The organism is Rhizobium sp. ZK1 (assembly GCF_047782645.1).
Lineage (GTDB): Bacteria > Pseudomonadota > Alphaproteobacteria > Rhizobiales > Rhizobiaceae > Rhizobium.
In genome coordinates this window covers 2049120-2071249 of record NZ_CP180586.1, presented here as the reverse complement: position 1 = coordinate 2071249, position 22130 = coordinate 2049120, and the positions used below count along the sequence as shown (strand labels likewise).

General features: G+C 61.8%; 21 protein-coding genes. 9 read left to right on the top strand and 12 right to left on the bottom strand.

The genetic code is table 11. The features are described 5' to 3' along the window. Nucleotides 1–109: 109 nt before the first annotated feature. The gene (locus tag ACK9YZ_RS10600; protein WP_416066723.1) at nt 110–706 is read right to left on the bottom strand and encodes a TetR/AcrR family transcriptional regulator; all 597 of its coding nucleotides are present in this window, start codon (nt 704–706) and stop codon (nt 110–112) included. 104 nt (nt 707–810) lie between these two features. Here ACK9YZ_RS10600 and ACK9YZ_RS10595 point away from each other — a divergent pair, with 104 nt between their 5' ends. From ACK9YZ_RS10595 to ACK9YZ_RS10580, 4 genes are all read left to right on the top strand, one after another. Further along, nucleotides 811–1677, top strand: a complete 867-nt coding sequence (locus ACK9YZ_RS10595; protein ID WP_416066550.1) for an alpha/beta fold hydrolase — start codon at nt 811–813, stop codon at nt 1675–1677. A 253-nt stretch (nt 1678–1930) separates the two neighbouring features. Continuing rightward, the gene (locus ACK9YZ_RS10590; protein WP_416066549.1) at nt 1931–2326 is read left to right on the top strand and encodes a hypothetical protein; all 396 of its coding nucleotides are present in this window, start codon (nt 1931–1933) and stop codon (nt 2324–2326) included. A gap of 60 nt (nt 2327–2386) precedes the next feature. Beyond that, nucleotides 2387–3292: an AraC family transcriptional regulator gene (locus ACK9YZ_RS10585; protein ID WP_416066548.1), complete on the top strand. Its 906-nt coding sequence runs from the start codon at nt 2387–2389 to the stop codon at nt 3290–3292. Between the two features lie 374 nt (nt 3293–3666). Continuing rightward, nucleotides 3667–5376 carry an arylsulfatase gene (locus ACK9YZ_RS10580; protein WP_416066547.1) on the top strand — a complete coding sequence of 570 codons (1710 nt, stop codon included), beginning with the start codon at nt 3667–3669 and terminating at the stop codon, nt 5374–5376. Nucleotides 5377–5518: 142 nt separating this feature from the next. Here ACK9YZ_RS10580 and ACK9YZ_RS10575 read toward each other — a convergent pair whose 3' ends face one another. From ACK9YZ_RS10575 to ACK9YZ_RS10560, 4 genes are all read right to left on the bottom strand, one after another. Next, nucleotides 5519–6313 (bottom strand): metallophosphoesterase, encoded by a 795-nt coding sequence (locus ACK9YZ_RS10575; RefSeq protein ID WP_416066546.1) that lies wholly within the window; start codon nt 6311–6313, stop codon nt 5519–5521. A 204-nt stretch (nt 6314–6517) separates the two neighbouring features. Next, entirely contained in the window at nt 6518–6934 is a 417-nt protein-coding gene (locus ACK9YZ_RS10570) for an Imm8 family immunity protein (protein WP_216758534.1), read from the bottom strand. 284 nt (nt 6935–7218) lie between these two features. Then, the gene (locus tag ACK9YZ_RS10565; RefSeq protein WP_416066545.1) at nt 7219–8976 is read right to left on the bottom strand and encodes an adenylate/guanylate cyclase domain-containing protein; all 1758 of its coding nucleotides are present in this window, start codon (nt 8974–8976) and stop codon (nt 7219–7221) included. Nucleotides 8977–9230: 254 nt separating this feature from the next. Continuing rightward, the gene (locus tag ACK9YZ_RS10560) at nt 9231–10127 is read right to left on the bottom strand and encodes a LysR family transcriptional regulator ArgP (protein ID WP_416066544.1); all 897 of its coding nucleotides are present in this window, start codon (nt 10125–10127) and stop codon (nt 9231–9233) included. A 100-nt stretch (nt 10128–10227) separates the two neighbouring features. Here ACK9YZ_RS10560 and ACK9YZ_RS10555 point away from each other — a divergent pair, with 100 nt between their 5' ends. Genes ACK9YZ_RS10555 through ACK9YZ_RS10545 form a run of 3 tightly spaced genes read left to right on the top strand, consistent with a single transcriptional unit; the run spans nt 10228 to nt 12417 of the window. Beyond that, nucleotides 10228–10836, top strand: a complete 609-nt coding sequence (locus ACK9YZ_RS10555; RefSeq protein WP_416066543.1) for a LysE/ArgO family amino acid transporter — start codon at nt 10228–10230, stop codon at nt 10834–10836. A 29-nt stretch (nt 10837–10865) separates the two neighbouring features. Further along, nucleotides 10866–11501 carry a LysE family translocator gene (locus tag ACK9YZ_RS10550; protein ID WP_416066542.1) on the top strand — a complete coding sequence of 212 codons (636 nt, stop codon included), beginning with the start codon at nt 10866–10868 and terminating at the stop codon, nt 11499–11501. A 13-nt stretch (nt 11502–11514) separates the two neighbouring features. Further along, complete coding sequence (locus ACK9YZ_RS10545) at nt 11515–12417, top strand: dihydrodipicolinate synthase family protein (RefSeq protein WP_416066541.1); 903 nt, start codon at nt 11515–11517, stop codon at nt 12415–12417. Nucleotides 12418–12494: 77 nt separating this feature from the next. Here the strand turns inward: ACK9YZ_RS10545 and ACK9YZ_RS10540 are convergent, their stop codons facing one another. From ACK9YZ_RS10540 to ACK9YZ_RS10530, 3 genes are read right to left on the bottom strand one after another with little or no spacing between them, the layout of a single operon-like run. After that, complete coding sequence (locus tag ACK9YZ_RS10540; protein WP_416066540.1) at nt 12495–15536, bottom strand: efflux RND transporter permease subunit; 3042 nt, start codon at nt 15534–15536, stop codon at nt 12495–12497. A 12-nt stretch (nt 15537–15548) separates the two neighbouring features. After that, the gene (locus ACK9YZ_RS10535; RefSeq protein WP_416066539.1) at nt 15549–16619 is read right to left on the bottom strand and encodes an efflux RND transporter periplasmic adaptor subunit; all 1071 of its coding nucleotides are present in this window, start codon (nt 16617–16619) and stop codon (nt 15549–15551) included. Further along, entirely contained in the window at nt 16616–17692 is a 1077-nt protein-coding gene (locus ACK9YZ_RS10530; protein WP_416066538.1) for an efflux RND transporter periplasmic adaptor subunit, read from the bottom strand. Before ACK9YZ_RS10530 ends, ACK9YZ_RS10535 begins: the two co-directional genes overlap by 4 nt. Before the next feature lie 103 nt (nt 17693–17795). On the opposite strand from ACK9YZ_RS10530, the gene ACK9YZ_RS10525 reads away from it, so the two are divergent. Next, nucleotides 17796–18413, top strand: a complete 618-nt coding sequence (locus ACK9YZ_RS10525) for a TetR/AcrR family transcriptional regulator (protein WP_216758526.1) — start codon at nt 17796–17798, stop codon at nt 18411–18413. A gap of 52 nt (nt 18414–18465) precedes the next feature. On the opposite strand, the gene ACK9YZ_RS10520 is transcribed toward ACK9YZ_RS10525, so the two are convergent. The 4 genes from ACK9YZ_RS10520 to ACK9YZ_RS10505 form a co-directional block, all read right to left on the bottom strand. Beyond that, complete coding sequence (locus ACK9YZ_RS10520; RefSeq protein WP_416066537.1) at nt 18466–19500, bottom strand: NAD-dependent epimerase/dehydratase family protein; 1035 nt, start codon at nt 19498–19500, stop codon at nt 18466–18468. Between the two features lie 26 nt (nt 19501–19526). Next, a complete protein-coding gene (locus ACK9YZ_RS10515; protein ID WP_416066536.1) occupies nt 19527–20111 on the bottom strand; it encodes a TetR/AcrR family transcriptional regulator in 585 nt (194 codons plus the stop codon). Between the two features lie 170 nt (nt 20112–20281). Then, a complete protein-coding gene (locus ACK9YZ_RS10510; RefSeq protein WP_416066535.1) occupies nt 20282–20683 on the bottom strand; it encodes a cupin domain-containing protein in 402 nt (133 codons plus the stop codon). A gap of 69 nt (nt 20684–20752) precedes the next feature. Then, nucleotides 20753–21508 carry an SDR family oxidoreductase gene (locus ACK9YZ_RS10505; RefSeq protein WP_416066534.1) on the bottom strand — a complete coding sequence of 252 codons (756 nt, stop codon included), beginning with the start codon at nt 21506–21508 and terminating at the stop codon, nt 20753–20755. Between the two features lie 393 nt (nt 21509–21901). On the opposite strand from ACK9YZ_RS10505, the gene ACK9YZ_RS10500 reads away from it, so the two are divergent. Then, complete coding sequence (locus ACK9YZ_RS10500) at nt 21902–22063, top strand: transposase (protein ID WP_416066533.1); 162 nt, start codon at nt 21902–21904, stop codon at nt 22061–22063. Nucleotides 22064–22130 lie beyond the last annotated feature (67 nt).

The window sequence follows — 22130 nt, the reverse complement described above, 5'->3', positions numbered from 1 at the left end:
ATCGGCGGCGTCCCGCATGGGGCCGGATCGACGGACAGCCCTGTTCTTCCGCAGAAGAGCCTGCTCGGCGGTCCTGCACCTGTTCGACCTGCAATCGCTGCTGTCCGACCTAGCCGAAGTCTCTTGCCTTCACGCCGGCAATGACTTCGGCCGAAACCTGCTGCAATTCCTGCCGCGAGGCGCCGTCACGCGCCTGGATGGACAGTCCCTGCAGGACGGCGACAAGATAGCGGGCGAGCGACACGGCGCGGTCCGGATCGAGCCACCGCCCCAGCGTTTCCGCGATCATCTCGCGTATCGCGTTTCGGCGCTCGGCGAGTTCGCGCGCGAGATCCGCATGATCTGCGCCCGATTGGATCATGCCGCTCGAAATCATGCAGCCGCGTTCTCCCTGCGGATCGATCACGGCATCGATGGCCTTGTGAAGCAGGGTCTCGATCGTCTCCTGAAGGGTCGCCGCCGAGCCGAGATCCTTCAATGCGCCGGGAAGGCCGAAATAGCGATCGAGTGCCTCGCGGTACAGGCCAGCCTTGCTGCCGAAAGCCGCGTAGAGGCTCGGGGGCGCAACACCGATCGCTGCCGTCAGATCGTTCAGCGAGACGCCTTCATATCCATGCCTCCAGAAGAGCCGCATGGCGATATCCACCGCCTGATCCCTGTCAAATGTGCGCGGGCCGCCGCGCCGTCTTCTCACAGCCTTATCCATAGCGATCACTAAAGACTGCTTGACAGCAAAAGGCAAGCGGATAGTTTGTAGTGATCACTAAATATAAGGATCTTGGCGTGATGAGAATAATGCGTGGAATTTGGATGTTGGTCCTGCTGATGGGCCTGTCTTTCACGGCGATGGCCGCAGAGAAGAACTATGTGGTGAAGGCGCCTGATGGCGTCGACATCGCGGTGCAGGAATCGGGTGATCCCGGCGGGCCGGCGATCGTCTTCATCCATGGCCTGCTTGGCAGCCATCTGAACTGGGACAGGCAGGTCAGCAGCCCAAAACTGCATCACTATCGGCTGATCACCTATGACCTGCGCGGCCACGGTCTGTCCGGCAAGCCTGATGATGCCGAAGCCTATCATGACGGGCGCCGCTGGGCCGACGATCTCTCGGCGGTCCTCAAGGCGACAGGCGCGAAGAATCCCGTTCTGGTCGGCTGGTCACTCGGCGGCGTCGTTCTATCAAACTATCTTGCAGCCTATGGAGACGACGGCCTTGGCGGCGTCGTCTATGTCGACGGCGTCATCGAACTCAATGCTGCGCTGATCACCTCGCATCCCCAAGTCTATGCGGGCATGGCCTCGGATGACCTGCGGGCGCACCTCGACGCGGTGAAAACCTTCCTGGCTCTGTGTTTTGAGAGGAAGCCCGACACGGCAACCTTCGAACGCTTGCTGTCCAATGCCGCAATGGCCTCGTGGATCATGACGCGGACCGTCCCGTCGATGACTGTTTCCGCCGTTCAGGGATTGCCCAGGGCGCGCGTGCCGGTTCTGCTTCTTTATGGCGGCAGGGACGATCTGGTGAAAGTCGAGCCGAGCGTTGCGCGCGCTCGGGCGCTCAATCCGGCAATTCAGACGAAGATCTATGCGAAGTCGGGGCACGCGCCATTCCTGGAAGAAGCACCGCGCTTCAACGGCGACCTGGCAGAGTTCAGGGACGCGGTATCAGGCAAATGAAACTGGAAAAGGGGCGGGCAGGGTGCTCGCTCCCTTTCCACATGAACTGACTTGGTGAGAGAGGTGGTGGTGCTGACCGCTGGACCAGGGAGGTTGCAGTCTCCGCTGCTGTCTCATGAGCGATGTCGTCGCCAGCCGCAATACCCGCAAAACTTGGCCGATCCCCGGCATTTGTTGGCAGCTTCGCGAAATCCGCCTTCCGCCCGGAATGCTAGTCTCGCTCCGCTTGCTTCCATTTCGAAAGGCCGCTGCCATGCTTCTGGATCGTTCCCATCTCCCCGTCGTCTTCATCCGCACCGATGCCGATGAAGAGACCTCCATCAACGACCAGATCGAGGCGCTGCTGGAGGAGCGGCGGCCCTTCGTGCTGGTCACCGATCACGCGCCTGACGATCACGGGGACGAGACGCAGGAGGAGCGCAAGGAGCGGGCGCTGTTTTTCAAGAAGATCAGGGATCGGATGAGGGCCTATTGCCGGGGCATGATCGTCATCGACGGCGGCAGGCCGATGTCGCCCGCGGCCAAGCTCGCGGCTGTCGCGGTCGGAAAGGCGTTTGGCTTCGCGATCGTATTTGCGGCAGATGAGGAGGAGGCGGAGCGAAAGGGGCGGAGCCTCATCGGCAGCAGGGACGATGCGTGGTTACTCTGACCTCCGGCTTCTGTGATAGAGCAATACGCCGTCGGTTGAGTTTGCCTGCGAGGATCGGCAATGAATATTCAGGATAGATTTGACCCCTCCGTGATCGACGAGGTGTCGCGCCCGGCTTTCAGTTTCATCACCGAGACGAGTTTTATCGGCGAGTCCGAACCGCATCGCCATGGCAAGGCGCAGCTGCTTTACGTGATGAGCGGCGTGCTGACGATGAGGGCGGCCGGCGGTGTCTGGACGGTGCCGCCGAATTGCGCGCTGTGGATTCCGGGCGGTGTTCCCCATAGCGGTCGCGTGGCCGGCCATATCAAGATCGGCAATCTCTATATCGACGCGAAACTGACCGGTGGCCTGACGGACGAATGCGGCATTCTCTTCGTCCAGCCCTTCCTGCGCGAGCTGATCTTCCGTCTGGAGCCGCGTCACGACAGTCCTGACATGGTGCCCGAACGGCTTCACCGTCTCGTCGGCGTGCTCTTGGATGAGCTCAGCGCAGCACCGCTCGAGCCGATCCACCTGCCGATGCCCACCGATCGCAGGCTGCAGCGGCTCACCGAGGCGATGGTCGCCGAACCCGGCCTGCGCTTCACGATAGACGAATGGGGTGCGCGGGTCGGCGCGAGCAACCGGACGCTCAGCCGCCTGTTCCAGCGGGAGACGGGCATGTCCTTCGTGCGCTGGCGACAGCAGCTGCATATCGGCGTCGCGCTGCAGCGGCTGGCTGCGGGGCAGCTCGTCACCGTCATTGCCGGCGATCTCGGCTATGAGAGCGTCAGCGCCTTCATCGCCATGTTCCGCCGCATGCTCGGAACGACGCCGACGCGCTATTTCAGCGACCAGATTCTGGCAAGCCCGCACAGGCTGGAGATCACGGCGGATTGGCGTGCGGAGCCGGGCGATGATGGCCCTGATCATGCGAAGGGTTCGGCGTCCAATCTGGTGCCGTTCAGGCGAGAACCGAATTGACCTCGCCCACCTGCTTTTCCCGGCTCTCTTGACGATCCGCCGCCTGATTTGCCTTGTCGATAGGCGTACCCTTTCCGGGTGGGCAGACAGGATCATAATCGGCCCCTGCCGGCCCAAAGCAGTCGGTGCGTCACCGATCTTGCAACGCGTTTACGGTGAGCATTTACCGTAACGTACTTGCCTTGCCCTGTGCCGCAGCGCAGGTTTCCCGTGCAGCTGGCAGGGCTTAACGCTTCAACCTCCTGTTTGGACTTTGCCTTTTTTGGCAGCCGAATAATCCGGCATGGCATTGCGTGCCCGCTCTCAATGCAGGCGCGCGCTTCTTCTCAGATCAATCTTTTGCGCGACGGCTCGTCGCAGGAAGGAACCTGAAAATGACAGAGGATGCCGATCGATCAAATTCGTCACGCACCGTGTCGAAGGCTTTTCCAAGGAAACTTCTGGGGTCGTGCTTTGCGGCATTGAGCTTTGCCGCAGCGCTCGCAGTCCCGGCAAGTGCACAGCAGACGCCGGCAAAGCCGAATATCCTTCTCATCGTGTCCGACGACACCGGCTATGGCGATCTCGGCCCCTATGGCGGCGGCGAAGGACGGGGGATGCCGACGCCCAATATCGACAAAATGGCCGATCAGGGAATGCTGTTCTACGATTTCTACGCCCAGCCAAGCTGTACGCCGGGGCGCGCCGCCATGATCACGGGGCGTATTCCCAATCGGAGCGGCATGACGACGGTCGCATTCCAGGGCGAAGGTGGCGGTCTTCCCGCGGCCGAGTGGACGCTGGCTTCCGTTTTGAAACTCGGTGGTTACCAAACCTATTTCACGGGAAAATGGCATCTTGGCGAAGCGGACTATGCGTTGCCGAATGCGCACGGGTTCGACGTGATGAAATATTGCGGTCTCTACCACCTCAATGCCTACACCTACGCCGATCCGACCTGGTTCCCGGACATGGACCCGAAGCTCCGGGCGATGTTCCAGAAGGTCACAAAGGGCTCGCTGTCGGGCAAGGCGGGCGAAAAGGCAGTCGAGGACTTCAAGATCAATGGTCAGTACGTCGATACGCCCACTGTGAATGGTACGGCAGGGGTCGTCGGCATTCCCTTCTTTGACAGTTATGTCGAAAAGGCGGCACTGGAGTTTCTTGATGACGCGGCAAAATCCGACAAGCCGTTCTTCATCGATGTCAACTTCATGAAGGTGCACCAGCCGAACATGCCGGCACCGGAATTCGAGCATAAGTCGATGTCCAAGTCGAAATATGCCGACAGCATCGTCGAGCTGGATACCCGCATCGGCCGCATCATGGACAAGCTTCGCGAGACCGGCCTCGACAGGAATACGCTCGTCTTCTACACGACCGACAATGGCGCCTGGCAGGATGTCTATCCCGACGCCGGCTATACGCCATTTCGGGGCACCAAGGGCACGGTCCGCGAGGGCGGCAACCGCGTTCCCGCCATCGCCGTCTGGCCGGGCAAGATCAAACCCGGCTCAAGGAGTCATGATGTCGTTGGCGGCCTCGATCTGATGGCGACATTTGCGTCGGTAGCAGGCGTTGCGCTCCCCGACAAGGACCGCGAAGGACAGCCGATCATCTTCGATAGCTTCGACATGTCGCCAATCCTTCTCGGAACCGGCAAGTCGGAGCGGACCTCATGGTTCTATTTCACCGAGAACGAACTCTCTCCGGGCGCTGCACGCGTCGGCAACTACAAGGCTGTGTTCAATCTGCGTGGTGACGATGGACAGCCGACCGGCGGCCTGGCGGTCGACAGCAATCTGGGCTGGAAGGGTCCGAATAAGTATGTCGCAACGGTCCCTCAAGTTTTTGACCTTTGGCAGGACCCGCAGGAGCGCTACGACATCTTCATGAACAACTACACCGAGCGCACGTGGACGATGGTGACGATCAGCGCCTCTATAGAGGAATTGATGAAAACCTACATCCAGCACCCGCCGCGCAAACTTCAGAGTGCGACCTACACCGGTCCGGTCGAGATTTCGAGATATCAGCAGTTCCAGTGGCTGCGGGATGAGCTGAGCAAAGAGGGATTCAGCATCCCGATGCCGACCGGCAACTGAACCGGCAAGGGGCGGTGCTGTTTGCTTCCGATCGTGACAGCGCCGCTCGAGCCGATCCATCTGACGATGCCTGCTGATGGCCGGCTGCAGCGGCCGGCCGAGGCGATGGTCGACGAGACCGACCTGCGGTTTACCCCCAATCCTAGAATAGCATCGCCGCATCGTCATGAGACCGTTTGAGGGGCCGGCCTTCCAGGAAACGGCACGGACCGGGGCCGGCTGCCGTTGCCTGCAGCACCGCGACATCGCCTGACGGGCTGATGTGAAGCGCCGAGAGGATATTCGTCGCGAAGGCGCCGGTATCGATGGCAATCCGGTTCGGGAAGATCTCGACGCGTTCGCTGGCGGTGATCGTGTGCCCATGGACGACGATCTTGCCGAACGAGGCGCTGGAATTCAGGAACTCGCCGCGAATCCACATCAGCGCCTGCGCATCCTGCTCGGCCAGGGGAATGCCGGGTTTCAGGCCAGCATGGACGAGGATGTGGTGGTCGAGTTCGACATAGCGCTCGGCAGCGCGCAGGCATTGCAGGTGCTCGTCTCCAAACCTGCGGCGGATCTCGTCTGCGGTAATGGCTGCCTCAAGGGGCAGGCCGTAGGAGAGCATCGTCTCGCTGCCTCCGAGGTCTCGCCAGTGGTTGACAAGATCTGCCCGATCGGCAGGCTCCGTCTCGTCGAGGATCAGAAGAGGGATGGCGTCATGGTTGCCGCGTATCAGTTTCGAGCCCGGTCTGTCGCGCAGCGTGCGAATGACGAGATCCATCGCCTTCCTGCTCTCCGGCCCACGGTCCATGATGTCGCCGAGGAAGACGATCCGGTAGTCGATCGTCTCGTTACGCGCCTTGCCGTCAATGCCTGACAGCAGCTCCTCCAGCAGGTCGGCGCGCCCGTGGACATCGCCGATGGCGAATGTGTGCAGAGAAGCGTTCCCGGTCATCGATGGCTCCGTTGTGGCCTTCGGTATGGCATTGTTTATGCGCTGCGCCAAGCGGTAGATCGGGAAGCAAGCTCCCCCGGAGTTCGCCCGGGCATTCACGAGGTTTCGGCTGATCCATGTGAATTCAACCGTTCACCGAGAGAGTCTTCTCCAGCTCTCCCTGATATCACAAAGGCTTTCAACGGCCGATCTCATGCCGTCCCCTCAAGAGTTCAATGCCTCCAACTCTGCTTCGGAATACATACCTTCGTACTCCCAGCGAAAATGCCTCCGCAAGTTTTTCAGGCATTCATACCAAGAGGGAGCCTCGCACGCTCTAATAACACCCTTCAGGCGGTCTCTGAATGCACCGTAAGTGTATTCCTCAAGAACGATTAGGCCATGGCGTGGGTGTGCAAATCGATGCAGATGGTTCGGCGTTAAAACTACACATTCAAACAAGTCACGGCCGAGTGAGCTTACCGGTCCAACGTCGAAGGAAACCTGGAAAATGACATCATGCCGGTTTTGTGCTTCGTACCCATCTGGACTGTCGAGATCGATGACCCAATAGTCATCGGGCAGATCGGCGGACGTAACGCCGGAAATGGCGAGTTGCAGACTTTTCTTTGCAATGCACACGCCGAAAACTCCGATTACTGTCCGCGCATCTGCAGATGATAATAGCCCTGTGAGCGACCGCAATACCTCCATTGGCTCAAAAACAAACGCCACCGGACTTGAGCCACGCCTTCCAGCGTCTGGACGCCCTTACTCGCGATGAGCCAATCACGGGACGTTTCGGCGATAGCTGAAGCGATCTTCGTGTTGGTAGCTTTGTTGCGGTGGCCGCGAGATGGGCGCGACATATTGCCAGGAACGCTCCTCACCAGTAAGCGATCGGTTCTCGAGGTCAATCCAGCCCGTCAATTCAGGCCGGCACGGGCAAGTCCCTCGATCAGGCGCTCCCGATCCTCGGCGCGGACGAAAGACGATGTTGCTGCGACCGCGCCCCGTGAGATGTCAGGAACGAGGGACTTGAGCCGTCCGAGCAAGTCCGTGGCAGCCTCCCGGTTGTCCAGAAGTCCGGCACAGGCCGTTCCGATGATCAGCGGAAGCGCATGGCCGGACCGCAGGCGATGCGCCTCCCGTGCATAACTCAATCCAAGCTCATAATTCGCGCCCTGGAAGTAGGCCATGGCGTAGTAGAACTGAAAGTCGCCGAGAAAGGCCTCGCGCGGGCTCAGTCTGAGGGCGTAGTCGATGCAAGGAATGGCGTCCGCCGCGCGGCCCGCGTTGGCATGCGCAAGTCCCAACTGGCCGTGTGCGAACGCGGAGTTGGGGTTGATCGCGACAGCCTGGCTGATCGCTGCCATGGCCAGGACATTGTCACGCGTCGCAAAGGCTATCATCGCCTGCGCAAGGTAAGCCCACGGTTCCTTATCGTCCGCGGCAATGGCTTTTTGGACGATATCCCTGGCAAGGGCCACGGCGTATCCCATGTCCTCCCATCCCTGGAACGCGCGCCACATCATAATCCAACCTTTCATGGCGAGCGCCTGGGCATAATCGGGAGCCAGTCCGATTGCCCGATCAAGCAGGGGGAGCATCTTCCGGCTGCTCTCCTCAGATAACTGGGAACACAGGAACACTGCCCGCACGACACATTCCCAGGCATCAAGGCCATGATGCGGCTTGGGGCTTTCGCGGGCATGCTCTGCCGCCAGGAGTTCCGGCCCGATGCGGCCGACGACGCTTGCGGTGATTTCGTCCTGAATGACGAAGATGTCGCCGAGGTCTCCGTCGTACCTCTCGGCCCAGAGATGGGCTTCGGAGGCCGCATCGATGAGCTGCGCGGTCACCCTCACGCGGTTGCCGGACTTGCGGACACTGCCCTCGAGAACATAGCGGATCCCGAGTTCGCGCCCGATGGCGCGCACATCCACGGGCTTTCCCTTGTAGGTGAACATCGTGTTGCGGGCGATCACGAAGAAACCCCTGAGCTTGGATAGCGCGGTGGTGATGTCTTCGGTGAGCCCATCGCTGAAGAAGTCCTGCTCCGGGTCGGCGCTCATGGCGTTGAACGGCAGCACGGCAATGGATGGTCGGTCCGGAAGTGCGGGCCTGGGCGATGCCGTTCGGGCCGTCGTCCCTTCCAGAAGGAGGCGGTACAATCGCACCGGCCGCTCCATGTTCTTGAGCGCGCGTTCGCCGAGGTACTCGTAGTCGCAGTCAAGCTTGCCCTGGAGGTGATCGTATGCCGTGCCGGAAATGCAGATGCCGCCTGGATCCGCCAGGGTCTGGAGGCGGGCAGCGATATTGACGCCATCGCCGTAGAGATCCCCATCTACCTCGTGGATCACATCGCCGAGATTGACGCCGATCCGGAAGATGATGCGTTGCTCCGTCGGGATATCGGCCTGGTGCTCGGCAACGCCCTTCTGGACGGCGACCGCGCACGCGACGGCATCGACGACCGAGCCGAACTCCACGAGCGCACCGTCGCCCATCAGCTTGACGATACGGCCCTGATACTCGGCCAGCAGCGGATCGATCACCTCCCGGCGCAGAACCTTCAGGGCCGACAAAGTCCCAGCCTCGTCATGTTCGACGAGGCGGGAATAGCCGACGACATCGGCGGCCAGGATCGCGGCCAGCCGCCGCTCCGCTCTTGCAGTTGCCATGGCTGTCTCTCCCTCAGGAGATCCGCCGGATGAAACCCCAGCGATTGACGCGATATGCTTCATCCGCCCGACACCGGACCGTGCTGGTTCATGATACCACTGAGACGGTCATGTGGCGACGCTTCACGAGAGTGCCGCCTTCAACAGGAATGGAATCCGCGAAGCGGTCACTGCAAAGGTTTGTCGCGCTCCAATGGAAGGAGGGCGCCATCAGAAGGAGGGTCCGTTTTCGGGACTTCGAACCCAGATCACCCTCACACCAGCGACCGCCTCGCCACCTCGATCACCTTTTGCGTCAGGCCCGTCAGCCGGTCGGCGGCAAGCCGGCTGATCTGCCAGTAGAGGACGACATCGAGAGGCGTGCCTGGGATCAGCTCGACGAGGCGGCCGGCCTTGATGTGGTGGTCGGTCAGGTGGATCGGGTTCATGCCCCAGCCCATGCCGAGCAGGGCGGCATCGAGAAAGCCCTGTGTGGCCGGCAGCCAATGCGTCGGTGCGTTGACATCAGTCGCGAACGTGCGGCGGATCCAGTCTGCCTGCAGACGGTCCTTCTGGTTGAAGGTGAGGGATGGGGCGCGGGCGAGCGCTTCCGGCGTGACGCCGTCAGGGAAATGGCGGCGGACGAATTCGGGGCTTGCGGTCGCGTGGTAACGCAGCGCGCCGAGCGAGTAGCGGCGGCAGCCGGCGACCGGCTTTTCCATGCTGGTGACGGCGGCGATGACGCGGCCGCGCTCCAGCCATTCGGCCGTGTGATCCTGATCGTCGACGGAAATGTTCAGGAGATAGTTGGAGGTTTTCGAGAAATCCGCCATCGCCTCCAGAAACCAGGTGCCGAGGCTGTCGGCGCTGGTGGCGATCCGCAGCGTGACGTGCTGTTCGGGACTGTCGCGGTCGCTGAGATCAGGCAGGTGCTCCAGCAATTCGCTTTCCAGCATGCCGACATTTTCCATGTGCCGGCAGAGCCAGTCGCCCTTTTCCGTTGCCGTGCACGGCGTGCCACGCACGACGAGGGCGGTGCCCAGGCGCTCTTCCAACTGCTTGATGCGCTGCGAGACGGCCGATGGCGTGACGTTCAGGATGGCGGCGGCCTTTTCGAAGCTGCCGGTCTGGACCACGGCAAGCAGCACGCGGAGGGCGGGATAATCGATCATGGGTAAGTTATGCTTAATTGACGTTAGGAAGATTAACTAGTCTAATCCACTCGATCCGTCTACGGAGCGTTTCAACAACGCGACGGAAGCCTCTGATATTATGGACTTTACGACCTATTTCACCGGCTTGGCCGCCGGGCTCAGCCTGATCGTCGCGATCGGTGCACAGAATGCTTTCATCCTGCGCCAGGGGCTGCGCAACGAATATGTGTTTGCCGTCTGCCTGGCCTGCGCACTCTCGGATGCGATCCTGATTGTCGTCGGCGTCACCAGCCTGCAGCAGGTGGTAAACCTCATGCCTTGGCTCGATCCGGTCATGCGCTATGGCGGGGCGGCATTCCTCATCTGGTATGGGGCGAAGAGCCTCTATTCGGCGGTGCGGTCGTCAGGCGCGCTGCAGGTTGCCAACGGGGCGGGGGCGAACTTCGGCAAGACGATGGCCATGTGCCTGGCGCTCACCTGGCTCAACCCGCATGTCTATCTCGACACGGTCATCCTGCTCGGCACGATCTCGACGCGTTTTGCCGGCCATCAGGCGGCGTTTGCCGCAGGCGCTGCGACCGGTTCCTTCCTGTTCTTTTTTTCATTGGGATATGGTGCGGCCTGGCTCCGCCCCATCTTTTCACGGCCGGCGTCCTGGCGCATTCTCGAAACGATCATCGCCTGTGTCATGTGGCTGATCTCGTTCAGGCTCCTGAACGGCATGTGAGGTCTGCGCACGCTTCTAGGGAAATCGGAATGTCATTCGATCCGCATCACCTTGCCCTCGTCTTCACCGCCTATATCATCGCTGCAGCCAGCCCCGGTCCCAGCAATATGCGCATCATGGGCGTCGCCATGCATCAGGGTCGCCAGTCGGCGCTGATGATTGCGGCCGGTGTCGTCAGCGGCTCGCTCTTCTGGGGCTCGATGGCGGCGACCGGCGTTTCCGCCATTCTGGCGCAATATGCCCAGGCGCTCATCGTTCTGAAGATAGCAGGCGGTCTATACCTCATGTTCCTGGCCTACAAGGCCGGCAAATCCGCCATGACCTCCGACGAGAAGCAGGGCAGGGCGATCGATGCCATCAGGCCGGCCTCGGGCTTCAGCCTCTATCGGCGCGGGTTGCTCATGCATCTGACGAACCCGAAGGCGCTGCTCGGCTGGATCGCGACCATGACGCTCGGCCTCGGTCCGGGCGCGACGCCGGCGACAGTCGCCGTCATCCTTGCGGGCTGCGCTATTCTGAGCATCACCATCTTCTGCGGTTATGCCTTGGTCTTCTCCACTGCGCCGATGATCCGCATGTATCGCCATGCGCGGCGCTGGATCGAGGGCACGCTGGCCCTCGTCTTCGGGGCGGCCGGCATGAAGCTCCTGCTGTCACGTGCATAGAAGGAAATTCCCGATGCCGCTTTTTCATGGCCTTTCCGCCTTTCCGATCACGCCGGCCGACGCCTCCGGCAACGTCGATACCGGTGCGTTCGCCAGGGTGCTTGCCCGCATCCAGGCCGCCGGCGCCGATTCCATCGGCCTGCTCGGTAGCACCGGCGCTTACGCTTTCCTGTCGCGCAGAGAGCGGCGCCGGGCGGTGGAAGCGGCGATGTCTGCTGTCGGCGGCAAGATCCCCGTCATCGTCGGCGTCGGCGCACTCAGGACGGATGAGGCGCAGGCGCTCGCCAGGGATGCGCGGGAACTCGGGGCGGACGGTCTTCTTCTAGCGCCGGTCTCCTACACGCCGCTCACCGATGGCGAGGTCTATGAGCATTTCGCCGCCGTGGCTGATGCCGGTCAGTTGCCGCTCTGCATCTACAACAATCCGGGCACGACGAAATTCACCTTCAGCGTCGAGCTGATCGCCCGGCTTGCGAAGCTCGGTACGGTGAAAGCGGTGAAGATGCCGTTGCCCTCCAATGGCGATTTCGCCGAGGAAATCGCAAGTCTCCGGGCAGTGACGCCTGACGGTTTTGCTGTCGGCTACAGCGGCGACTGGGGTGCTGCGGATGCGCTCACGGCAGGTGCCGATGGCTGGTACAGCGTGGTTGCGGGCTTGCTGCCCGCCGAAGCGTTGAAGCTGACGAGGGCGGCGCAGGCGGGTGACACCAAGGAGGTGGGACGCATCAACGATGCCTTCGCGCCGCTCTGGGCGCTGTTCAAGGAATTCGGCAGTTTCCGCGTCATGTACACGATTGCCGATCTCATCGGCCTCGGCCGGTTTGCGCCGCCGCGCCCGGTGCTCGGTCTTCCGGAGCAGGCGCGCGGGCGGGTGCGCGAGGCACTTGAAAGCCTCGCTGCTGCCGTCGGCTGCTAGGGCATTCCGTCCTACTGGAATTGCTCCAGTCAGTGGGGCGCGGCCCGCCCGGAATGATCCGGGCGGGCCCGATGTTGTCAGGCCTCGCGGGGTATTCGAAACCAGGCAACATAGAGAGCCGGCAGGAAGAGCAGCGTCAGGACCGTGCCGACGACAATGCCGCCCATCATCGCGTAGGCCATGGGTCCCCAGAAGATTTCCCTGGAGATCGGGATCAGCGCGAGTGTCGCTGCCGCAGCCGTCAGCATGATCGGGCGCATTCGGTGTTCCGTCGCTTCGATGACGGCCTGCCACGGTGGCATGCCCTCGCTTCGGAGGTGTTCGATCTGCACGATGAGGATCACCGAGTTGCGGATCAGGATGCCGATCAGCGCCAGGACGCCGAGGATCGCGACGAAGCCCATGGGCGAATTGCTGAAGAGCAGCGCCGCGACAACGCCGATCAGCGCGGTGGGGGCGACGGCGAAGACCAGGAAGAGCCTGCTGAAACTCTGCAGCTGGATCATCAGGATCGTCGCCATGGTAAACAGCATCAGCGGTGCGACTGCCACGATCGGCCCCTGCGCCTTGGCGCTTTCCTCGACCGAACCGCCATCGACGATCTTGTAGCCGGTGGGTAGGCCCTTGCGGAACTCGTCGACTTTCGGCGCCAGTTCGGTGACGATCGTCGCCGGCTGTGTCGGTCCCACCACCGCCGCCTTGAGGGTGACGGTCGGTATGCGGGTGCGCCGCCAGATCGTCGGCTGCTCCAGTTCGTAGTGGAAGTTCGCAACCGCCGACAGAGGAACCGAGTTGCCGTTGGAGCCGGCAAGCTGAAGGTTCTGCACCGTCTCGATCGAGCCTCGCTCGGAGGTCTCGGCCCGGCCGATCACGTCGACGAGATAGATGTCGTCGCGGATCTGCGTGGCCGCCGATCCCTCGACGATGCTGTTGAGCGCCGTTGCGATATCCTGGGAGGAGACGCCGAGCTGCCGTGCCTTGTCCTGGAGAACATCGACCTTGACCACGCGGGATGGTTCGTTCCAGTCGTAGGTCATGTTGGAGAGCAGCGGATGCTGGCCGACGATACCGGCAAGCTGGTGGGAGAGATCACGGACCTTCTGAATGTCAGGCCCGCTGACGCGATACTGCACGGGCTTGCCGACCGGCGGGCCGATGTCGAGAAGCTTTACGAAGGCGTCGGTGCCCGGGAAGGTTTTCGTCAGATAGGCCTGCAGCTCCTCCTTGACCTTGTCGCGGACGTCAAGCCCCTTGGTGACGATCACGGTCTGGCCAAAGGAGACATCGGGTGTCTGCACATCAAAGGACAGGATGAAGCGGGGAGCGCCCTGGCCGACATAGCTCGTCCAGTGGTCGATATCCTTGTTGCCCGCCAGCATCTCGCTTTCGAACTTCGCCATCTGCTTGTTCGTTTCCGAAATCGAGCTGTTCTGCGGCAGGTTCCAGTCGACGATCAGTTCCGGCCGGTCGGAGGAGGGGAAGAACTGTTGCTGCACAAGGCTCATGCCGCCGATCGAGACGGCAAACACCGCCACCGTCGCGCCGATGGTTATCCAGCGCCAGCGCAGGGCGAGGCCGAGCAGCCACACGAAGATCCGTGCAAAGCGACCCTTCTGCTCATGATGCGATTTCATGGTCTTCGGAAGGATGGTCACGCCGAGCAGCGGCGTGAACAGCACCGCCACCACCCATGAGACCAGTAGCGAGACGGCAATGACCACGAAAAGGGTGAAGGTGAACTCGCCGGCGGCGCTGGAGTTGAGGCCGACGGGGATGAAGCCCGCGACCGTCACCAGCGTACCCGTCAGCATCGGGAAGGCGGTCGAGGTGTAGACATAGGTCGCGGCCTTCCGGAGATCGTCGCCGACCTCCAGGCGGGCCACCATCATTTCCACGGCAATCATCGCGTCGTCGACCAGAAGGCCAAGGGCGATGATCAGTGCGCCCAGCGAAATACGCTGCATTGAAATGCCGGTATAGGCCATGACGAGGAAGGTGATCGCCAGCACCAGCGGAATGGAGATGGCAACCACGAGCCCTGCGCGCACGCCGAGGCTGATGAAGCTGATCGCCAGCACGATGACGATCGCCTCGAAGAGCGCACGCGTGAAGCCCGACACGGCCTCATCCACGACGGCGGGCTGATCGGAGACGCGCTCGACGTCGACGCCGATGGGGAGGTCTGCGGTGACCTGCTCGATCTCCTTGTCGAGCGCTTCGCCGAATTCGAGCAGGTTGGCGCCCGTCTTCATGCCGATCGCGAGCCCGATCGCCGGCTGGCCGTTATAGCGGAACAGCGCGGAGGGCGGATCGACATAGGCGCGCTTGATCGTGGCGACATCGGTCAGCGGGAAGAAGCGGTCGTTGACGCGAAGGTTGATCGATTTCAGGCTCTCCTCGGAGGTGAACTGGCCGCTGACGCGCAGGGCGATGCGCTCGGGACCGGCATCGACGAAGCCCGACTGCGTGACGGCATTCTGCGCCTGCAGCGTGTCGATCACGGATTGCTGGTTGAGGCCGAGGGCGGCAACCTTGCGCGTCGAGATTTCAAGATAGATGGCTTCGTCCTGTGCGCCGATTATGTCCACCTTGCCGACATTGGGAACCGTCAGCACTTTGGCGCGCGCGTCCTCGACGAGATCGCGGAGCTGGCGCTGCGTCAGCCCGTCGCTGGTGAAGGCGTAGATATTGCCGAAGACATCGCCGAAGCGATCGTTGAAGAACGGCCCGACGACGCCGCTCGGGAAATCGCCCTTGATGTCGCCGATCATGTTGCGCACGCGCATCCAGATGGCGTTGACATCCTTGGCCTTGGTCGTCGGCAGCAGTTCGACGAAGATCGTCGTCTGCCCGGCAACCGTCTCGCTCTTCGTGTAATCGAGCGATTCAAGCTCTTCGAGTTTCTTTTCGACGCGGTCGGTGACCTGTTTCGTCACTTCCTCGGCCGACGCACCAGGCCACTGCACCTGGATGATCATGGTCTTGATGGTGAAGTTCGGATCTTCCTCGCGGCCGAGGCTGATATAGGAAAAGGCGCCGGCCAGAATGAAGACGATCATGAAGTACCAGACGAGCGAACGGTGTTCGAGTGCCCAGTCGGACAGGTTGAATTTTTTCACGGAGACTATTCCTCAGTCTATTCTGACGGCCTGGCCATCGACGAGTTTGTGAACGCCGGCAACGACGATCCGATCGCCCGGGCTGACGCCCTCGGCGATGCGAACGGAGCCTCCCTCGACGATCTCTCCGTCGATCCTGATCGGGCGGATGGAAACCTTGGCGGCGGCGGTGTCGACCACCCAGACATTGGGCTTTCCGTCCTTCGTCAGGATGGAGGAGGAGGGGAGCAGGATCGTCGGCTGCGCGTTGACGGTTGCGGTTGCCGTTACGACCGAGCCCAGGCGAAAGGCGGCAGGCGGATCGATGAGCGCTATCTTCGTGCGCCGCGTGCGGGTCGTCGCCTCGGCTTCGGGCGCGATTTCCCTGACCGTACCGCTCGTGCGGATGGTCGGGTCGAGCTGCAGGGCGATTTCGAAGGGCGAGCCCACCTTGAGGCCGTCGAAGCTTGCGACGGGTATGTCGATCACCGCATCGCTCTGTTCGGGGCGGGCGATGGTGACGATGTTCTGGCCGGCGGCCACGACCTGGCCCACTTCGGCCGAGGTTGCCGTCACGACGCCGTCGAATTCCGCCCGGAGCTGGGCATATCCGAGCTGCTCCTCGGCCTTGTCGAGATTGGCCTGGGCCTTGGCGACCGCGGCGACGGCGCTCTTGCGCCCGAGCTCGGCCTCTTCGTAGGCCGCTTCGGTTCCCGACCGGCTCTCGAGCAGGGATCGCTGACGTTCTTCGGTGGAGGCGGCATTCGTCAGCTGCGCCTGGGCGTTCGAAAGCTCGGACTGCGAACTCTTGACTGCAAGCTCCAGCGCCAGCGGATCGATGGCGGCAACGACATCGCCCTTCTTGACGACATCGCCGACGCTGACCTTGCGCGCGATGACCCGTCCGAGGACGCGGAAGGCAAGCTGCGTCTCGATCCTGGCCTCGACCGTGCCCGGCAGGGTCAGCGCGGAGGCCGCGGTCGATTTGACGACGACGGAAAGGACGGGACGCGGCGGCTCGTTATGGGCTTCCGCCTGCTTCTGGCAGGAGGTCAGCAGCAATGATCCGAGGATCGCAAGGCCGGCTGTGATACGGATATTCATTCTGCGGCTTCCTTGTCATAGGTGACGACCTCGCCCGGTCGCAGGAACTTCGTGCCGTCGACGACGACGATGTCTCCGGGAGAGACGCCCGCGCGCACTGCAAAACGGCCGGTTTCATAATCGGAGACATCGACCTGACGGAGGGACACGCTCGATGAGGCGGGGTCGACGATCCAGACGGCCGGCTGGCCGCTCTTGGAGGCCATGGCCGACCACGGCAGCTCGATCGCGTCCTGCGCCGTGGAGCGGAAAGAGCCGACGACGGGAGCGCCGAGCTGCATGTCCGGCGTTGCTTGGAGACCCACCTTGACCCTGATCGTTCCGGTCGACGGATCGATCGTCGGGGAGATTTCGCGCACGGAAGCTTCTATCTTGCGGGACGGCGCCGAAAGTGGGCTGACGGCGACGGTGTTTTCGAGGTTGCGGCCGAGATAAAGCGACTCGAAGACGTTGAAGACGGCGTCACGCGGCCCGTCATGCGCAAGCGTGAAGATGAGCTGCGCCGCCTGGGCGACCTGGCCGACTTCGGCGTTTCTGGCGGTGATGACGCCGTCGGCATCGGCGCGCAGTTCCGTGTAGGAAAGGGCGTCCTGCGCCGTATCCAATTGCGCCTGCGCCAGTTTCACGCTGCCCTGAGCGGTCAGCAGCGTTTCCTGGGCCTGATCGAGTGCGGCGCGGGTCGCAACCTGCGTCCTGAAGAGGTTCTGCTGCCGGTCGAAGGCGAGCTGCGCCTGTGTCTGCTGGGCAATGGCCGATTGCAGGTTTGCCGTAGCGACGTCGAGATCGGCCTTCTGTTCCTCGGCGTCCATGCGCGCGAGCACCTGTCCGGCCTTCACCGACGACCCGACATCGACGAAACGCTCGACGATGCGCCCGCTGACCCTGAAGGACAGGTCGCTTTCGACGCGGGCGCTGACCTCGCCTGTTATGGCGTTGGTTTCGACTGTCGGCGTGACCCTGGCCACGACGGCTTCCACATTTTTCGGCTTCGCCTCAGTCGCTTTTTGCTCTTCGCATGAGGCGAGCGCGACTGCGCTGACGCCCAGCCAGACGGCAACAAGGACAGTTTTCATGATTTACCCCTTGTATCAGTTCGGCGGAGGAATAATATTGACTAACCCATCAGTCAATGAAAATTTCTTGACGCCCAGCGACAAAAAAAGCTCAAGGTGAGGAATGCCCGATACGAAGAAACTGACACGCGCCGAGCAGAAGGCCCGTCGGCCCATAGAGATCCTGGAGGCGGCATTCGAAGAGTTCGTCGAGCGCGGCTATATCGCGACACGCGTTGAGGATATTGCCGCCAGGGTCGGGGTCACGAAGGGAACGATCTATGTTTACTTCGAGACCAAGGAGCAGCTATTCGAAGCGATGATCAGGCACATTTCAGTGCCCCTGGAAGGTCTTCTGGCGAGCGCAAATGAGTTGAAGGGGACCGCCACGGAGCGGCTCCAGAAAACGATCGAGCTGATCTACGATCTCGTGACCAGGGATCGCAGATTGCGCGAGCTGATGCGGTTCATCATCGCCGAAGGCTTGCGCTTTCCCCAGATCGTCGACAGGCATCACGAGGCATTCATCGATCCTCTTGACTGGCAAATGCAGTCTCTCATCGATGACGGCGTAAGGCTTGGCGAATTCCGCTCGGCGCCGGCCGCGTTCGCCGATGCCGTCGTGGCGCCCGCCATCACCTTCCTGTTCTTCAAGCTGCTCTTCGACGAGCGGCGAGTTCTGGACAAGGATGCCTACGTGAAAGCGCATATCGATCTCGTCCTGCACGGGTTGTTGGCCTGATCGGCAAAGCGATGAAATGCGCTTTGATGGTTGGGGCTACATCAAACGTTGATCACTGACCTGTTTGCCAGGACCGAAGCTCTTCCAGACCCTGTTCGTGGGAAACTACCGGTACGTATGACAGCTCGCGCCGCGCCTTGCCGATGTCGAGGGATACCTCGACTGCTGATGTGGCATAGGATTGAAGCGTCAGCGGCGGAACGATCCTGCCGCGGGAGATGGCCGCGAGCATACCGCCGATGGCGGCGATCGCTCTGACGAGCGGGCGCGGAATGGAGTTTTTCGGCGCGGTCAGCCCTTGCGTCTCCAGCAGGGCCGACACGAAAGCCCGGAAGGGCACCGGGTCGCCATCGGCGATGAAATAGATTTCGCCGCCGCGCCCATGCGCAAGCGCAAGCTCGACGGCTGTGCAGAGATTGGCGATATGGGTGGTCGATGTCAGATATTGGCCGCCGCTGATCCAGGCGAATTTTCCGGATCGGACGGCTTGCATCAGTGCGGGAAGGGCCGTCGTGTCGTCGCGGCCCCAGACGAAGCGCGGGCGCAGCACGGTGACGGGAAAGCCCGGAGTGCTGTTTGCCAGCGCGATGCGCTCGGCTGCCGCCTTGCTGCGCGAATAGCCGCCGGCGGGCCGACGGGGCAAGGGCGCGGTCTCATCGACATCAACCAGTGGCTTGCCGGTCGCCAGAACCGACTCCGTGCTGAGATGGATCACCTTGCTGATGCCCGCGGCACGGGCGGCCTCGATGACGAGACGAGTGCCATTCTCGTTCACGCGCCGCTGCCCGGCGGTCGGCGGGCCATGACCGGTATCGGCGGCCGCGTGGATGAGGGCGTCATGGCCCGATATGCCGGATGCCAGACCATCGTCGAGGATATCGCCCCGGCAGGGAGTGGCGCCAAGTGCCCGGACGATCTCTGCGGACCTGTCGCTGCGGGCGAGCGCGGTGACCTCGATGCCGCGGGCAATGAAGTGGCGGATCAGGTTGCGGCCGACGAAGCCGCTTCCTCCGGTCAGAAAGATGCGCCGGAAGGGCGCGCATTCATCCGTGGCCGCGGCGGCTGCGGCAATGCTCGTATCGGTCATGTCGTCCTGCCTGAAAGGTTGGGAGATCAGTTCGTCCGGATGGCCGGAAGGTCGATCTCCTGGGGTTCTGTCGTCACCAGCCAGTTGATTTCGCGGATGAGCCTGTCGCGGTCCTCGCGGGCGAAGTGATGGAAGTCTAGATATTCGAGGAATTTCAGACCTTCGAGCGCGAGATAGGCGAGCAGCGCGCCGCGCGGGGAGGAGGATGTCTCGATGATCCTTGATATCGTCGCGGCCTGGTTCGCCTGCATCTTTTCGCGTAGCCCGGCATCGAGTGTCAGGGCCGCACTCAGGTTCAGGGCAACGGCCCGGAATTCCTCGGGCGGCGGCTCGGCGGCAGCGGCGATGCGTCCCTTGACGGCTCGATCCTGAGCGGCCGTCATCTGTTCCTCGATATGGGCGTGATGCGCATTGTCGCGCCGGAAGGCACGATCGACGACGGCCTCGACCAGCGCCTGCTTGGACTTGTGGTCGTAAAGCACGCTCGCCTTGTTGACGCCTGCTTCCCTGGCGACGGCATCGACCGTGAGGTTTGCGGCGCCATCGCGCCCGACAACACGCTCGGCGGCGTCAAGCACGGCCTGTTGATCGATGACACGTTTCCTGCCCATTGCCCAATCCTGATTTATTTCCATCCGGATGGATATAAATAATGGGCGACCGGCCTTGTCAAGCCTTGGCGATGACGAACGAGGGGTTGGCCGGCTTGGTCAACAAACCAGGGAGCGCCAAGGGCGCCGGGTGTCAGGGACACCCGGCTTCGCCGCCACCGTGCCTGATATCATTCCACCGGCATGAGAACCGGTGCGTCCTTCTTCTTCAGCAGCACGACGATGAATTTCGCCGGTTTGGTCTTGCTCGCATTGCGGCTGACAAGGTGAATGTCAGCGGGACTTTCGTAAAATGTCTCTCCCGGCGACACGGTGACTTCTTCTTTGCCCTTGAGCTGCATCACGATCGAGCCCTCGATAACGTAGACGAATGCATCTGCCTCATGCTTGTGAATGGGCGTGGACCCTCCCGGCTCATACTCGACCGATATCATCAGCCCTTCCTTGCCGGGATAATCCTGAAGGTCCTTTTTCAGGATCGGGGTGACGGTTGCCGCTTCGGCGGCGGCGGCCGGCAAAGCGCCGAGGCAAATCGAAGCCGACAGGCATAGCGATAATAAAGCTGAATTCATTGTCGTAATCCTTCTGCTCGTTGAATGCGGATCTGGGTTGATGCTTGGATCAATTTCGGCTGCAGGGATTTACGTCGGCCTTTGGGACTGTCGAAACCAATCCTCGAAGCCGATCCTGCCGATCCTCGCGCCCTCGCCGGGCACGAGCGAGCGATCGTCCAGTTCGGAGCCGAAATAGCGCGCATGAACGTCTGGCTCGACCGTCCTCGGATCATTGGCCGCTTTCAGATAGCGGGCGACGATCTCGTACATCGGACCGCGCTCGGGACCGGCAATCTCGATCGTGGCGTTCTGCGGCTTTGCAAGTGCTGCATCCGCCACCGCATCGGCAACGTCATCCGATGCGATAGGCTGGAAAGCCGCAGGAGAAAGATGCGCGACGGTGCCGACGGTGGCTTCGTCGGCGATGCCCTTCAGGAATTCGAAGAACTGGGTGGAATGGACGATCGTGTACGGAATGGGCGATGCCTTGATGAGTTTTTCCTGGGCGAGCTTGGCCCTGAAGTAGCCGTTCTCGGGCAGTCGCTCCGTTCCAACGATCGAGAGCGCGACATGGTGCTTTACGCCGGCCTTGGCTTCGGCGGCGAGCAGATTGCGGCCCGAGGTTTCGAAGAAGTCGAGGACCGCCTTGTCTTCCCACGACGGAGAGTTTGCAAGATCGACGACGACGTCGGCGCCATCAAGCGCGTTCGTCAGGCCTTCCCCTGATATTGTGTTGACGCCGGTGCTCGGCGAGACGGCCAGCACCTCATGGCCCTTGCTGCGCAGACGCGCTGCGGTCTTGGACCCGATGAGCCCTGTGCCGCCGATAAGAACGATTTTCATGACGAGCCTCCCTGTTGACGCCCCTCCCGGGCGGATGTCTCAAGTCTGGATTGCGCAAGCCGCAATGAGCCGCGAATGGATTTGAGGCTTGGGCAAGTCGAAGTCGCGTCGTCTATCGTTGCCATGAGTGAGGTCAGGCGAGAGCGAGCCTGAAATCGCGATAGCGGGCACAATCTTCCTTGATGAACTTAGGCGGCCCGGCCCAAATGGCGAGAGAAGCGAAGATAGAATATCAGCATCGAATTCCGGTCGAGTCGGAGTTTTTGACGCCGACGTCCGCAATTCGCAGATGACGATGACTCTTTTCACCGTAACCGGTGTTCCGCTCCCACGTTGTCCTCGTCGCCCTGATCTGTGATCGCGTATCGATGGACGAGCAACGGGAGCTTCTCCATGGAGAATACATTGGAGGTTCTCACGACCAGGAAGTCAGGACGTGAGGTTCACCGGCACTGGCCGGACGAGGTTAAGGCGCAGATCGTTTTGGAAAGCCTTCGGCCAGGAGCGTTGGTGAATGAGGTCGCAGAGCGGCACGGCTTTTTTGAGCAACGCTGACAAAATGCTTGCTGTCGCGAGCCGATACGAAGAATAAGCGTGCAAGGCCGCAATCGGCGCGAAGCGG